The sequence below is a fragment of the Streptomyces sp. NPDC057877 genome (assembly GCF_042796855.1).
GTDB lineage: Bacteria > Actinomycetota > Actinomycetes > Streptomycetales > Streptomycetaceae > Streptomyces.
In genome coordinates, this window is the sequence record NZ_JBHVMS010000013.1 from 154271 (window position 1) to 168496 (window position 14226).

General features: G+C 71.2%; 14 protein-coding genes. 11 read left to right on the forward strand and 3 right to left on the reverse strand.

The genetic code is table 11. The features are described 5' to 3' along the window. Window positions 1-102 precede the first annotated feature (102 nt). On the forward strand, window positions 103-399 hold the full coding sequence (locus ACFVQG_RS33850; RefSeq protein WP_210920960.1) for a DUF4193 domain-containing protein: 297 nt from the start codon (window positions 103-105) through the stop codon (window positions 397-399). Between the two features lie 13 nt (window positions 400-412). Then, entirely contained in the window at window positions 413-1363 is a 951-nt protein-coding gene (locus tag ACFVQG_RS33855) for a hypothetical protein (protein ID WP_383391019.1), read from the forward strand. Window positions 1364-1467: 104 nt separating this feature from the next. Here the strand turns inward: ACFVQG_RS33855 and ACFVQG_RS33860 are convergent, their stop codons facing one another. After that, window positions 1468-1932 (reverse strand): DUF3093 domain-containing protein, encoded by a 465-nt coding sequence (locus tag ACFVQG_RS33860; protein ID WP_383391021.1) that lies wholly within the window; start codon window positions 1930-1932, stop codon window positions 1468-1470. A 58-nt stretch (window positions 1933-1990) separates the two neighbouring features. Between ACFVQG_RS33860 and ACFVQG_RS33865 the strand changes: the two genes are divergently transcribed. The 7 genes from ACFVQG_RS33865 to ACFVQG_RS33895 all read left to right on the forward strand — a co-directional run bounded on the left by ACFVQG_RS33865 (window position 1991) and on the right by ACFVQG_RS33895 (window position 8583). Then, window positions 1991-2575 carry a PaaI family thioesterase gene (locus tag ACFVQG_RS33865; RefSeq protein WP_383391024.1) on the forward strand — a complete coding sequence of 195 codons (585 nt, stop codon included), beginning with the start codon at window positions 1991-1993 and terminating at the stop codon, window positions 2573-2575. Beyond that, complete coding sequence (gene dut, locus ACFVQG_RS33870) at window positions 2572-3144, forward strand: dUTP diphosphatase (RefSeq protein ID WP_383391026.1); 573 nt, start codon at window positions 2572-2574, stop codon at window positions 3142-3144. The genes ACFVQG_RS33865 and dut overlap by 4 nt, the downstream gene beginning before the upstream one ends. Window position 3145: 1 nt before the next feature. Then, window positions 3146-3916, forward strand: coding sequence for a DUF3710 domain-containing protein (locus tag ACFVQG_RS33875; RefSeq protein ID WP_383391030.1), 771 nt, complete (start codon window positions 3146-3148; stop codon window positions 3914-3916). Window positions 3917-4156: 240 nt separating this feature from the next. Beyond that, window positions 4157-6700 (forward strand): ATP-binding protein, encoded by a 2544-nt coding sequence (locus tag ACFVQG_RS33880; RefSeq protein ID WP_383391034.1) that lies wholly within the window; start codon window positions 4157-4159, stop codon window positions 6698-6700. Continuing rightward, window positions 6694-7407, forward strand: a complete 714-nt coding sequence (locus ACFVQG_RS33885) for a response regulator (RefSeq protein ID WP_383391036.1) — start codon at window positions 6694-6696, stop codon at window positions 7405-7407. The genes ACFVQG_RS33880 and ACFVQG_RS33885 overlap by 7 nt, the downstream gene beginning before the upstream one ends. Window positions 7408-7452: 45 nt before the next feature. Continuing rightward, window positions 7453-7851: an OB-fold nucleic acid binding domain-containing protein gene (locus ACFVQG_RS33890; protein WP_383391039.1), complete on the forward strand. Its 399-nt coding sequence runs from the start codon at window positions 7453-7455 to the stop codon at window positions 7849-7851. A 3-nt stretch (window positions 7852-7854) separates the two neighbouring features. Next, on the forward strand, window positions 7855-8583 hold the full coding sequence (locus ACFVQG_RS33895) for a DUF3159 domain-containing protein (RefSeq protein ID WP_383391042.1): 729 nt from the start codon (window positions 7855-7857) through the stop codon (window positions 8581-8583). A 344-nt stretch (window positions 8584-8927) separates the two neighbouring features. Here the strand turns inward: ACFVQG_RS33895 and ACFVQG_RS33900 are convergent, their stop codons facing one another. Together ACFVQG_RS33900 and ACFVQG_RS33905 are read right to left on the reverse strand one after the other, a co-directional pair. After that, window positions 8928-9605: a potassium channel family protein gene (locus ACFVQG_RS33900; protein ID WP_383391045.1), complete on the reverse strand. Its 678-nt coding sequence runs from the start codon at window positions 9603-9605 to the stop codon at window positions 8928-8930. Further along, window positions 9605-10273, reverse strand: coding sequence for a potassium channel family protein (locus ACFVQG_RS33905; RefSeq protein ID WP_383391047.1), 669 nt, complete (start codon window positions 10271-10273; stop codon window positions 9605-9607). Before ACFVQG_RS33905 ends, ACFVQG_RS33900 begins: the two co-directional genes overlap by 1 nt. A 403-nt stretch (window positions 10274-10676) precedes the next feature. On the opposite strand from ACFVQG_RS33905, the gene ACFVQG_RS33910 reads away from it, so the two are divergent. Both ACFVQG_RS33910 and ACFVQG_RS33915 read left to right on the forward strand, forming a co-directional pair. Then, window positions 10677-12725, forward strand: a complete 2049-nt coding sequence (locus ACFVQG_RS33910; protein WP_383391050.1) for an APC family permease — start codon at window positions 10677-10679, stop codon at window positions 12723-12725. A gap of 135 nt (window positions 12726-12860) precedes the next feature. Beyond that, entirely contained in the window at window positions 12861-14213 is a 1353-nt protein-coding gene (locus ACFVQG_RS33915; protein ID WP_383391053.1) for a class I SAM-dependent RNA methyltransferase, read from the forward strand. Window positions 14214-14226: the final 13 nt, after the last annotated feature.

The window sequence follows — 14226 nt, forward strand, 5'->3', positions numbered from 1 at the left end:
TTGATGTGAGGCAAAATCTCCGCCTCGGGTCGGGCACAAGTCCGGCCTCTCACGCGTTACGTGCGCTGGAGACACCGCAGACACCCGGAGGGGGAGAGCGACATGGCAACCGATTACGACACTCCACGCAAGACCGACGACGACGTCGACTCGGACAGCCTCGAAGAGCTGAAGGCCAGGCGGAACGACAAGTCGGCCTCGACTGTCGACGTCGACGAATTCGAAGCAGCGGAGGGCATGGAACTGCCCGGCGCCGACCTCTCGAACGAGGAGTTGGCTGTCCGGGTGCTGCCGAAGCAGCAGGACGAGTTCACGTGCATGAGCTGCTTCCTGGTGCACCACCGCAGCCAGCTGGCCAGGGAGAAGAACGGTCAGCCGATCTGCCGCGACTGCGACTGAGGCGGGGTCGGCCGTGACTGGCTCGACCCCACCTTGGAAGCGCCGTTCCCCCGCGCGGGGAGCGGACCCGGGGCCGTCCGACGGCCCTCACGGCGTGCGTGACGACGAGCGGGGCTCATCCACGGCGGGCACCTCACCCGCGGGATCAGCCTCGCTCGAACCGGCCGGAGATCGGGCCGACGCCCCGGTACCGGCCTCCCACCCCGCGCCTGTCGCCCGTAGGAAGGCGATCAGGGGCAGGGCCAGGGAACTGGCCCAGGAAGGCGTCCGCAGGGGCTCTGACCGCGCGAGGGCGGGCCTGGCCCACCTCACCGACCGGATCATCGAGAACGCCCCACGGGTCCCCGTACGGGACCTCGCGACCCTGCGCAGGCAGTTCCCCGGGCTCGGCCCTGAGGAACTCGCCGACAAGCTCGTGGCGGGCGCGGTGAACGCGTCGGCGACGGTCGGCGCGGGAGTCGGCGCGGCGGCCATGCTGCCCGTGCCGCCGGCGATGCCAACCGAGCTGGCCGCGGAGGTCACCGGCGTGGCCGCGGTCGAGCTGAAGCTGATCGCCGAACTGCACGAGGTCTACGGCCTGAGGCCGCCCGGCAACCTGAAGGACCGCAGCACCGCCTACCTCCGGTCCTGGTCCGGTGAGCGCGGGATCGACGTACTGAAACCGGCCTCCGTGAACAGCGCCCTCGGCGTCCAGATGAGGCGGGAACTGAGACAGCAGATCATGAAGCGCATGGTCCGCAACATGCCGAACCTGATGCCCTTCCTGGTGGGCGCCGCGGTCGGCGCGGCGATGAACCGCCGGGACACCAGAAAGCTCGCCGACCGGATCCGGAAGGATCTGCGCGGGATGCAGGTGCCATGGGACGCGCTGCCGCCCCTGCCGCCGCTGGAGCGCCCCACCGAGCCCCTGGAGATCTCGGGCACGCCCGAGGCCCCTGACGACCCTGAGTCACCGCGGCGCTGAGCCTCGGCCTGGCGGAACTCCCCGGGACTTACGCCGCCGCTGCCGAGCCGCTGGAATGCGCGGGCGGGCCCGAACCCCCTGACGGCCCCGGCGGCCCCCGAGCCTTACGCCCCCGCAGTCCTCGCCGCCACCAGCGCCGCCGCCAACCGCTCCGGCTCCCGGGTCGACAGATACAGGTACGGCGTCGGGTCGTCCGGGTCGGTCACCTCGACGCGGAGGGCCGTGGGGACGTAGGCGCGCAGGAGGAGGAAGGCGCGGGTGTCGGCCTTGTGGGTGCGCCAGGCGCGCGCCTCCTCGGGGTCCAGGACCTCCGCCTCGCCGAGCGCCGCCACCGGGATCTTCGCGTCGCCCGCGATCAGGGAGTCACCCACCACGCGGATGCGGACCGAGCCGTACGCGCTGGCCACGGTCGCCGCCGCCGCCGTACCGCCCGCGAGGCCCGCGAGCATCGGCAGGGTGCCGAAGGGGAGCACGATCAGCGCCAGCGAGATCCCCACCAGGAGGCTGAGCAGCCACCAGGAGCGGGGCGCGGTGAGACGTTCTTCGTACGGGGTGGCGGAGAGCTGCATACGGCCTAGCTTGGCACGGTGTCCGGGATCGGCCGACGCGCGGGTAAGGTCTGCGCCTGTGAGTGGTACTTCCGCATCCCTTCAGCCCCCGGCCGACGCCGTCGCGCCGGTACGGCACCCCGACGCGCCCGCCCCCGGCGAACTGCTCGGCGCGCACTACGGCCAGTGCTTCGGCTGCGGCGCCGACCAGCCGCACGGGCTGCACCTGGCGGCACGGGCCGGTGAAGGCGTGTCGATCACCGCCGAGTTCACCGTGAAGCCCGCCCACCAGGGCGCCCCCGGCCTGGCGCACGGCGGTGTCCTCGCCAGCGCCCTCGACGAGACCCTCGGCTCGCTGAACTGGCTGCTGCGCACGATCGCCGTGACCGGACGGCTGGAGACGGACTTCGTGCGGCCGGTGCCCGTCGGCACCACCCTGCACCTGTCGGCCGAGGTGACCGCGGTGGCGGGACGGAAGATCTACTCGACCGCCACCGGACGCGTCGGCGGCCCCGACGGGCCGGTGGCCGTGCGGGCCGACGCCCTCTTCGTCGAGGTCAAGGTGGACCACTTCATCGACCATGGCCGCAAGGAGGAGATCCAGGCCGCCATGGACGACCCGGACCAGGTCCGCCGGGCCCGCGCCTTCGAGGTGAACCCGTGAGCCGGGACGCCGTACCGGTGCTGATCCGCCGCGTCGACCCCGACGTACCGCTGCCGTCGTACGCGCACCCGGGTGACGCGGGTGCCGATCTGCGCACCACCGAGGCGCGCGAACTGGCGCCCGGGGAACGGGCCGTACTGCCGACCGGGGTGTCTGTGGCGCTCCCGGAGGGGTACGCGGCCTTCGTGCACCCGCGGTCGGGTCTCGCGGCCCGCTGTGGTGTGGCTCTGGTGAATGCCCCAGGGACGGTTGATGCCGGGTACCGTGGGGAGATCAAGGTGATCGTGGTGAATCTCGACCCGCGCGAGTCCGTGCGGTTCGAGCGCTTCGACCGGATTGCCCAACTCGTCGTCCAGCAGGTCGAGAGGGTCCGCTTCCAGGAGGTGGCGGAGCTTCCCGATTCGGCGCGGGCCGAGGGGGGCTTCGGGTCCACCGGCGGCCATGCCGCCGTGACCGGTAAGACCGGTGAGACCACCGGTAAGAGCAGGGCAAACGGTCGGGCCGCCGAGGGCGGCCAGGCGGGTGGGTATCGATACGCTTCGGTCGTATCCGACCGGGAAGGACAGTGACGTGTTCGGACGTCGCAAGAAGAAGGGCTCCGCTGACGGCGCGGCGGACGCGGCGGGCGAGGCCGAGCAGGTCGTCGACGGTGTCGGCACTGAGGCGGGCGAAGGCGAGCGCGAGCGGGTACGGCTGGAGCCGGAGCCCCGGCCCGACGGACCCTGGGACAGCACCGAGGTCCGCGATCCCGGCGAGGGCCGGGTGGACCTGGGGGGGCTGTTCGTGCCGGGTGTCGACGGCATGGAACTGCGGGTCGAGGTCGCCGGTGACGCGATCGTCGCGGCGACCGTGGTGCTGCGTGACAGCGCCATCCAGCTCCAGGCCTTCGCCGCTCCCAAGCGTGAGGGCATCTGGGGCGAGGTCCGCGAGGAGATCGCCTCCGGGATCACCCAGCAGGGCGGCATCATCGACGAGGCCGAGGGCCCGCTGGGCTGGGAGCTGCGGGCCCAGGTGCCGGTGCAGCTGCCGGACGGCACGGGCGGCTTCCAGGTCGTGCGGTTCGTCGGCGTCGACGGTCCCCGCTGGTTCCTGCGCGGGGTGATCTCCGGTCAGGGCGCGGTGCAGCCGCAGGCGGCCGGGCTGCTGGAGCAGATCTTCCGTGACACGGTCGTGGTCCGCGGCGACGGCCCGATGGCCCCCCGTGACCCGATCGTCCTGAAGCTGCCGAACGACGCCCAGATGGTCCCCGAGGGCGTCCAGCAGGAGGACCAGGCCTCCTCCCGCTTCTCGGGCGGCATGGGCCAGCTCCAGCGCGGCCCGGAGATCACCGAGGTCCGCTGAGTACGTCGATACGTAGGAGTACGTCGATACGTAGGAGTACGTACCTACGTCTGAGTGCGTACATACGTCGCGCAGGGGCCGTACCCACCGGGGTGCGGCCCCTGTCGTGCCGCGCGGGGCTCGCGTCAGAGGCGCGTCAAAGTCGGCCACCACCCCACCATCCATCCGATATGTCCCGAACATTGGTCGTAATCTCGATGCTGCGCAAGCAGCGGTGAACGAGATGCGGACAATGAGGACATGGCACGCGGCAGGCTACGGATCTACCTCGGTGCGGCACCGGGCGTGGGCAAGACCTACGCGATGCTGTCCGAGGCCCACCGGCGGGTGGAGCGGGGCACGGACTGCGTGGTGGCGTTCGTCGAGCACCACGGGCGCTCCCGCACCGAGGTGATGCTGCACGGCCTGGAACAGGTCCCGCGCCGGGAGCTGACCCACCGCGACGCGCTGTTCGAGGAGATGGACGTGGACGCGGTCCTCGCCCGGCGGCCCCGGGTGGCGCTGGTGGACGAACTGGCGCACACCAATGTGCCCGGCTCGCGCAACGCCAAGCGCTGGCAGGACGTGCAGGAGCTGTTGGCCGCCGGGATCGACGTGATCTCCACGGTGAACATCCAGCACCTGGAGTCGCTCGGTGACGTGGTGGAGTCGATCACGGGAGTGCGGCAGCGCGAGACGGTGCCCGATGAGATCGTGCGCCGGGCCGATCAGATAGAGCTGGTCGACATGTCGCCACAGGCCCTGCGCCGCCGTATGGCACACGGCAACGTCTACCAGCCCGACAAGATCGACGCCGCCCTCTCCAACTACTTCCGGCCCGGCAACCTGACCGCCCTGCGCGAACTGGCGCTGCTGTGGGTGGCCGACCGCGTCGACGAGTACCTGAAGCAGTACCGCGAGGACCACCACGTCTCCCGGATCTGGGGCTCGCGGGAGCGGATCGTGGTCGGGCTGACCGGCGGTCCGGAGGGCCGCACCCTGATACGACGCGCCGCCCGGCTGGCCGAGAAGGGCGCGGGCGGCGAGGTGCTTGCCGTCTACATAGCCCGCAGCGACGGCCTGACCAGCGCCTCACCGAAGGAACTGGCCGTACAGCGCACGCTGGTGGAGGACCTCGGCGGCACCTTCCACCACGTCGTCGGCGACGACATACCCGCCGCGCTGCTGGAGTTCGCGCGCGGGGTGAACGCCACCCAGGTCGTGCTGGGCTCCTCGCGCCGCAAGAGCTGGCAGTACGTCTTCGGCCCCGGCGTCGGAGCCACCGTGGCCCGCGACTCCGGCCCCGACCTGGACGTGCACATCGTCACCCACGAGGAGGCCGCCCGGGGCCGCGGACTGCCCGTCGCGCGGGGCGCGCGGCTCGGCCGGGACCGGACCCTGTGGGGCTGGCTGGTCGGGCTGGCGGGCCCGGCCGTCCTCACCGTGCTGCTGAACGCCGTCGACCTGGGCTTCGCCAACAACGTGCTGCTGTACCTCACCGTGGTGGTGGCGTCGGCGCTGCTCGGCGGGCTGCTCCCGGCGCTGGCCTCGGCGGCGCTGGGGTCCCTGCTGCTGAACTTCTTCTTCACCTACCCCCAGCACCGGTTCATCATCGCCGACCCCAGGAACATCGTCGCCATCGTGATCTTCGTGGGGGTCGCGGTGTCCGTCGCTTCCGTGGTCGACCTCGCCGCCCGGCGCACCCACCAGGCGGCCCGGCTGCGCGCCGAGTCGGAGATCCTCTCCTTCCTCGCGGGCAACGTGCTGCGCGGCGAGACCAGTCTGGAGGCGGTCCTCGAGCGGGTCCGCGAGACCTTCGCCATGGAGTCGGCCGCGCTCCTGGAACGCGCCGACGACCTCCAGCCGTGGACCTGCGTGGGCCGGGCCGGGGACGGGCCCCCGCTGGAACGGCCCGAGGACGCGGACGTGGACATGCCGGTCGGCGGTCACATGGCGCTCGCGCTGACCGGCCGGGTGCTGCCCGCCGAGGACCGGCGGGTGCTGGCCGCGTTCGCCGCGCAGGCCGCCGTCGTCCTGGACCGCAGGAGGCTCAAGGCGGAGGCCGACCAGGCCCGCGCGCTGGCCGAGGGCAACCGGATCCGTACGGCGCTGCTGGCCGCCGTGAGCCATGATCTGCGGACCCCGCTGGCCGGGATCAAGGCGGCCGTGTCCAGTCTGCGCTCACCCGACGTGGCCTGGTCCGAGGAGGACAGCGCCGAACTGCTCGCGGGCATCGAGGAGGGCGCCGACCGCCTCGACCACCTGGTGGGCAACCTGCTCGACATGTCCCGGCTCCAGACCGGCACGGTCGCGCCGCTCATCCGCTGCGTCGACCTCGACGAGGTGGTGCCGATGGCGCTGGGCGGCGTGCCCGAGGACAGCGTGCGCCTCGACATCCCCGAGACGCTGCCGATGGTCGAGGTGGACCCCGGGCTGCTGGAGCGGTCGGTCGCCAACGTCGTGGAGAACGCGGTCAAGTACAGCCCCGACGGTACGTCCGTCCTGGTCTTGGCCAGCGCCATCGCCGACCGGGTCGAGCTACGGGTGGTGGACCGCGGCCCCGGCGTCCCGGAGGAGGCCAGGGACCGCATCTTCGAACCCTTCCAGCGCTACGGCGACGTCCCGCGCGGCAACGGCGTCGGCCTCGGCCTCGCGGTCGCCCGCGGCTTCGCCGAGGCCATGGGCGGCACCCTCAACGCCGAGGACACCCCGGGCGGCGGACTGACCATGGTCCTCACGCTCCGCGCGGCGGGACCCCGCCCCGAGCCCCAGCACGCACAGCCAGAAAGGCAGGCCTCATGGTGACCTCATCCGAGGGGACCGGGCAGACCCCGACGAGGGTCCTCGTGGTCGACGACGAGCCGCAGATCGTCCGGGCGCTCGTGATCAACCTCAAGGCGCGCGGGTACGAGGCCGACGCCGCCCACGACGGGGCCACCGCCCTCCGGCTCGCCGCCGCCCGCCACCCCGACGTGGTCGTCCTCGACCTCGGACTGCCGGACATGGACGGCGTCGAGGTGATCCGGGGGCTGCGCGGCTGGACCCGGGTGCCGGTGATCGTGCTGTCCGCCCGGCACTCCTCCGACGAGAAGGTGCAGGCGCTCGACGCCGGGGCCGACGACTACGTCACCAAGCCGTTCGGCATGGACGAACTGCTGGCCCGGCTGCGCGCCGCCGTCCGCCGCGCCGAGCCGACCGGCGCCGACGACGAGGTGCTGGTGGCGACCGAGGCGTTCACCGTCGACCTGGCCGCCAAGAAGGTCAACCGCGACGGGAGGGACGTACGGCTGACCCCGACGGAGTGGCATCTGCTGGAGGTGCTGGTGCGGCACACGGGCCGACTGGTCAGCCAGAAGCAGTTGCTCCAGGAGGTGTGGGGGCCGTCGTACGGGACGGAGACGAACTACCTGCGGGTCTACATGGCGCAGCTGCGGCGCAAGCTGGAGGCCGATCCGTCGCACCCCAAGCACTTCATCACGGAGCCGGGGATGGGATATCGATTCGAACGGTAGTCCGGGGGGTACGTCCCTGTCGGTACACCCCGGTAGGCTTCAGACATGAGTGCTGTTCCTCGTTCCGACAAGCCGGTGGGCCGGTTCCGGCGCATGCTTGACCGGCTCTCCTCCTCCCAGGAGGACCTGGAGTCGGAGGAGCTGCGGGAGGACGCCGACACGGCGGGCTGTACGCGCATAGGCGACTGCCATGACCGGCAGATCGTCACCGTTACTGGTACCTTGCGCACGGTCACCCTGCGCCCGCGCGCGGGTGTCCCGGCGCTGGAGGCCGAGCTGTTCGACGGCTCCGCCGCACTGGACGTGGTCTGGCTCGGCAGACGCTCCATCACCGGGATAGAACCGGGGCGCAAGCTGATCGCGTCCGGCCGGATCTCGATGAGCCGGGGCCGCCGGGTGCTGTTCAATCCCAAGTACGAACTCCGACCCCTCGGACGGGAGTAGCCGGTGACGTCGCTGGACAAGCCGACCGAAGCCACCGAAGACGCCGCGAAACGTGAGCATGACGCCAGGGCGGTGACCGAGGCCGCCCTGTTCGAGGCGTTCGGCGGGCTCCGGGGCATGGTGGAGACCGTGCTGCCGGGTCTCCTCTTCGTGACCATCTATACGATCAACAAGGACCTGCATCTGTCGGCGATCGCCGCGCTGGCGGTGTCCCTGCTGCTCGTCGTGGTCCGGCTTGCCATGAAGGACACCGTCAAGCACGCCTTCAGCGGTGTCTTCGGCGTGGCCTTCGGTGTCGTCTTCGCGATGATGACCGGCAACGCCAAGGACTTCTACCTGCCCGGCATGCTCTACACGCTGGGCCTCGGGCTGGCGTACATCATCACCACCCTGTGCGGGGTGCCGCTGATCGGACTGATCCTCGGGCCGGTCTTCAAGGAGAACCTGTCCTGGCGGACCCGTAACCCCGGCCGTAAGAAGGCGTACGCCAAGGCCAGTTACGCGTGGGGGCTGATCCTGCTCGCCAAGTGCGCGATTCTCTTCCCGCTGTACTGGTGGGCCGACACGACTCAGCTCGGGTGGGTGCTGGTCGCGCTGAAGATTCCGCCGTTCCTGCTTGCGGTGTGGTTGACGTGGGTGTTCCTGGCGAAGGCGCCCGCGCCGATTGATGTGTTCGCGGAGATGGAGGCGGAGGAGAAGGCGCGGGAGGCTGCGGGGCGGTCGGCCGAGTAGGGCCGCCTGCCTCGGTGCCGGGGGCTGTCGCGAAGCGGGCTGGGTGAGGCCCCGCCTGCCCGGGTGCCGGGGGCTGTCGCGAGGTCGGCTGGGTGGGGCCGCCTGCCCGGGTGCAGGGAACTGTCGCGAGGTCGGCTGGGTGGGGCTGGCCCTCGGTGCTGGGGGCTGCCGCCCCCAGACCCCCGCTTCGGCCCTGGACGGGCCTTGTCCTCAAACGCCGGACGGGCTGGGTTGGCTCGCCCGGGCCCCGGGCTGAAAGACGCCGGACGGGCCCAGGTTGGCTGGCCTGGCCCGCGCGCTTGGAAAACGCCGGACGGGGTGGCCCGCCCGGCGTTGCCTGTCGCTCAGCTCGGGGCGTCCGCCCTGCGGACGGACAGCAGGTCCTCCAGCTGCTCCTCCCGGGCCTGTGCGGCCACGAACAGCAGCTCGTCGCCCGCTTCCAGGGAGTCCTCCGTGGACGGGGTGAGGACGCGGGTGCCGCGAATGATGGTGACCAGGGAGGTGTCCTCGGGCCACTCCACGTCGCCGACGCGGGTACCGGCCAGGGCGGACTCCTCCGGGAGGGTCAGCTCGACCAGGTTGGCGTCGCCGTGGCTGAAGCGGAGCAGGCGGACCAGGTCGCCGACGCTGACGGCCTCCTCGACCAGGGCCGACATCAGGCGCGGGGTGGAGACGGCGACGTCGACGCCCCAGGCCTCGTTGAACAGCCACTCGTTCTTGGGGTTGTTGACGCGGGCGACGACGCGCGGGACGCCGTACTCCGTCTTGGCGAGCAGCGAGACGACCAGGTTCACCTTGTCGTCGCCGGTCGCCGCGATCACGACGTTGCAGCGCTGGAGCGCGGCCTCGTCCAGGGAGGTGATCTCGCAGGCGTCGGCGAGCAGCCACTCCGCCTGCGGGACGCGCTCCACCGAGATGGCGGTGGGCGCCTTGTCGACGAGGAGGACCTCGTGGCCGTTCTCCAGCAGCTCACCGGCGATGGAGCGGCCGACCGCGCCGGCCCCGGCAATGGCGACACGCATCAGCGACCGCCCTCCTTCGGGCCCTCGGCGAAGGCCGCCTCGACCTTCTCGACCTCGTCCGAGCGCATCATCACGTGCACCAGGTCCCCCTCCTGCAACACCGTCTGCGAGGTGGGCAGGACCGCCTCACCGAGGCGGGTGAGGAACGCCACCCGGACGCCCGTCTCCTCCTGCAACGTGCTGATCTTGTGACCGACCCAGGCGGCCGAGGCGTGCACCTCGGCCAGCTGCACCCCGCCGGTGGGGTCGCGCCACAGCGGCTCCGACCCGGAGGGGAGCAGTCGGCGCAGCATCTGGTCGGCCGTCCAGCGGACGGTCGCCACGGTGGGGATGCCGAGGCGCTGGTAGACCTCCGCGCGGCGGGGGTCGTAGATGCGGGCCGCGACGTTCTCGACGCCGAACATCTCGCGGGCCACCCGGGCCGCGATGATGTTGGAGTTGTCACCGCTGGAGACGGCGGCGAAGGCGCCCGCCTCCTCGATGCCCGCCTCGCGCAGGGTGTCCTGGTCGAAGCCGACACCGGTGACGCGACGGCCGCCGAAGGCGGAACCCAGTCGTCGGAAGGCGGTGGGGTCCTGGTCGATCACGGCGACCGTGTGCCCCTGTTGCTCCAGGGTCTGGGCGAGAGCGGAACCCACTCTGCCGCAGCCCATGATGACGATGTGCACGACCGTCCTTCCGGTGTCAGAAGTTGTTGAGCTGGTCCAAGGCCTCGCGACAGGGCGCCCAGGACCTTGCAACAGGGTCTCAGACCGCCGACCAAGCTACACACGCGCGGTCCGTCGCGGGCACCCCCGTGCACGGTCGGCGTGCTCAGCGGCGGCTGATGCTCAGCACGCTGAGCAGCGTCAGGATGCCGAGGCCGACGAGGGAGGCGGTGGCGCCGATCAGCTCTGCGGGGGCGGGCATGGGACCTCCGAGGGGGCGAGGCGGTGAGCGTTTTGTCATATAGGCACGGGTGGTGTCGTATGCGTGGAATCCGCAGCCGTGACCGGAGGTGATTTCACTCGTGAGGCAGATGAGGGCGGGGCGGTGGGCGGCAGCCAGTTCGAAGGCTTACGATCCTCTGTTGTGTCCAAACTGACCGACGTGCCCAAACGGATCCTCATCGGGCGCGCACTGCGCAGTGACCGGCTGGGCGAAACGCTCCTGCCGAAGCGCATCGCACTCCCCGTCTTCGCTTCCGACCCGCTGTCCTCCGTGGCGTACGCGCCAGGAGAGGTGCTGCTGGTCCTCTCCATCGCGGGCGTGTCGGCCTACCACTTCAGCCCCTGGATCGCCGCCGCGGTCGTCGTGCTGATGTTCACGGTGGTGACGTCGTACCGGCAGAACGTGCACGCCTATCCGAGCGGCGGCGGCGACTACGAGGTGGCCAACACCAACCTCGGGCCCAAGGCGGGCCTCACTGTCGCCAGCGCCCTGCTCGTCGACTACGTCCTGACCGTCGCCGTCTCCATCTCCTCCGGCATCGAGAACCTAGGCTCCGCGGTCCCCTTCATCGTCGAGCACAAGGTGCTCTCGGCGCTGGTGGTGATCGTGCTGCTGACCCTGATGAACCTGCGCGGCGTCAAGGAGTCGGGCAAGCTGTTCGCCATCCCGACGTACGTCTTCGTCAGCGGGGTCTTCCTGCTGATCGCCTGGGGCGCGTTCCGGGGCCTGGTGCTCGGCGACACCATGAAGGCACCGACGGCGGACCTGGAGATCAAACCCGAGCACCAGGGCCTCGCGGGCTTCGCGTTGGTCTTCCTCCTGCTGCGCGCCTTCTCCTCCGGCTGTGCCGCGCTCACCGGTGTCGAGGCCATCTCCAACGGCGTCCCCGCCTTCCGCAAGCCCAAGTCGAAGAACGCCGCGAACACGCTGGCCCTGATGGGCCTGTTCGCGGTCACCATGTTCTGCGGCATCATCGGCCTGGCCCTGGCCACCGACGTCCGGATGGCCGAGAACCCCGCCCACGACCTGCTCCGCGGCGGTGTCCCGGTCGGCGGTGACTACGTCCAGAACCCGGTGATCACCCAGGTCGCCGAGGCCGTCTTCGGCAAGGGCAGCTTCTTCTTCGTGCTGCTCGCGGCGGCCACCGCGCTGGTGCTGTTCCTCGCCGCGAACACCGCCTACAACGGCTTCCCGGTGCTCGGCTCGATCCTCGCCCAGGACCGCTACCTGCCGCGCCAGCTGCACACCCGCGGCGACCGGCTCGCCTTCTCCAACGGCATCGTGCTGCTGGCCGGTGCGGCGGGACTGCTGGTGTGGGTGTACGGCGCCGACTCCACCCGGCTCATCCAGCTCTACATCGTCGGCGTCTTCGTCTCCTTCACGCTGAGCCAGACCGGCATGGTCCGGCACTGGAACCGTCATCTGACCACCGAGCGCGACCCGGCCAAGCGCCGCCACATGTACCGCTCCCGCGCTATCAACGCCTTCGGCGCCTTCTTCACCGGCCTGGTCCTGGTCGTCGTACTCGTCACGAAGTTCTCGCACGGCGCCTGGGTGGCCCTGCTCGGCATGGTGATCTTCTACGTCACCATGTCCGCGATCCGCCGCCACTACGACCACGTCTCCAGCGAACTCGCCGCCCCCGAGGGCCCCAGCGACGACAGCGCCCGCCCCTCGCGCGTCCACTCGGTCGTCCTGATCTCCAAGATCCACCGCCCGGCGCTGCGCGCCCTGGCCTACGCCAAGCTGATGCGCTCGGACACCCTGGAGGCGCTCAGCGTCAACGTGGACCCGGCCGAGACCAAGGCGCTGCGCGAGGAGTGGGAGCGGCGCGGCATCGACGTACCGCTGAAGGTCCTGGACTCGCCCTACCGGGAGATCACCCGCCCGGTCATCGAGTACGTCCGCAACATCCGCCGTGAGTCGCCGCGCGACGCCGTCTCCGTGATCATCCCCGAGTACGTCGTCGGGCACTGGTACGAGCATCTGCTGCACAACCAGAGCGCCCTGCGGCTCAAGGGGCGGCTGCTGTTCACGCCGGGGGTGATGGTGACCTCGGTGCCGTACCAGCTGGCGTCCTCGGAGGCAGCGAAGAAGCGCGCCCGCAAGCGGCAGGACTGGAACGCGCCGGGGTCGGTGCGGCGGGGGCCTGCGGGGCCGCCGCCCCCGAAGGACGGCGGCGGGCGCTGAGGCTCATGGTGTCTGTGGTGTCTGTGGCGTCCGTGGGGTGTGTGCGTCCGGGGCGTCTGTGGGCCTGCGCGGAGGACGTAGACTGGTGGGCTGTTGTCCGGCCGTACCCTCTCTTTCCTCTGGAGTCACCCCGCCATGCAGGCAGAACCGAAGAAGACGCAGGCGGGGGCTCCGGAAGGGTCCTTGGTCGGAGTCGAGTACGAGGTCGAGGTCGGCCCCGTCGCGCACGGCGGCCACTGCGTCGCCCGGACGGACTCCGGCCAGGTGCTGTTCGTCCGGCACGCGCTGCCCGGTGAGCGGGTGGTGGCCCGGGTCACCGAGGGCGAGGAGGGCGCCCGCTTCCTGCGCGCGGACGCGGTCTCGGTGTCGTCGGCGTCCAAGGACCGCGTCGAGGCGCCGTGCCCGTACGCCGGTCCCGGCCGCTGCGGCGGCTGCGACTGGCAGCACGCCAAGCCGGGCGCCCAGCGCCGCCTCAAGGGGGAGGTCGTCGCCGAGCAGCTGAAGCGGCTCGCCGGGCTCACGCCCGAGGAGGCCGGGTGGGACGGCACGGTGATGCCCGCCGAGGGCGACAAGCTGCCCGCCGGGCAGGTGCCGCAGTGGCGTACGCGCGTCCAGTACGCCGTGGACGGGGCGGGCCGCGCGGGTCTGCGCCGCCACCGCTCGCATGAGGTCGAGCCGATCGACCACTGCATGATCGCCGCGGAGGGCGTCAGCGAGCTGGGCATCGAGAAGCGGGACTGGACCGGCATGGAGTCGGTCGAGGCGATCGCGGCGACGGGCTCCCAGGACCGACAGGTGATCCTCACCCCGGAGCCGGGGGCACGCCTGCCGATCGTCTCCCTGGACCGGCCGGTCTCCGTCATGCGGGTCGGCGAGAAGGACGGCGGCGTCCACCGCGTCCACGGCCGCCCCTTCGTCCGCGAACGCGCCGACGGCCGCACCTACCGCGTGGGCAGCGGCGGCTTCTGGCAGGTCCATCCCAAGGCCGCCGACACCCTCGTCACCGCCGTCATGCAGGGCCTGCTGCCCCGCAAGGGCGACATGGCCCTCGACCTGTACTGCGGCGTCGGCCTCTTCGCGGGCGCCCTGGCCGACCGCGTCGGCGAGGCGGGCGCGGTCCTCGGCATCGAGTCCGGCAAGCGTGCGGTCGAGGACGCCCGGCACAACCTCGCGGACTTCCCGCGGGTACGGGTGGAGCAGGGCAAGGTCGAGTCGGTCCTGCCGCGCACCGGGATCACCGAGGTCGACCTGATCGTCCTGGACCCACCGCGGGCGGGGGCCGGGCGCAAGACGGTGGAGCATCTGGCTTCGCTGGGGGCGCGACGGGTCGCGTATGTCGCTTGCGATCCGGCGGCGTTGGCTCGGGATCTGGGGTATTTCCGGGAGGGGGGTTATCGGGTGCGGATGTTGCGGGTGTTTGATCTGTTTCCGATGACTTCGCATGTGGAGTGCGTGGCGATTTTGGAGCCTGCCGCGAAGGGTCGGTGACCTGCGGTTTTCC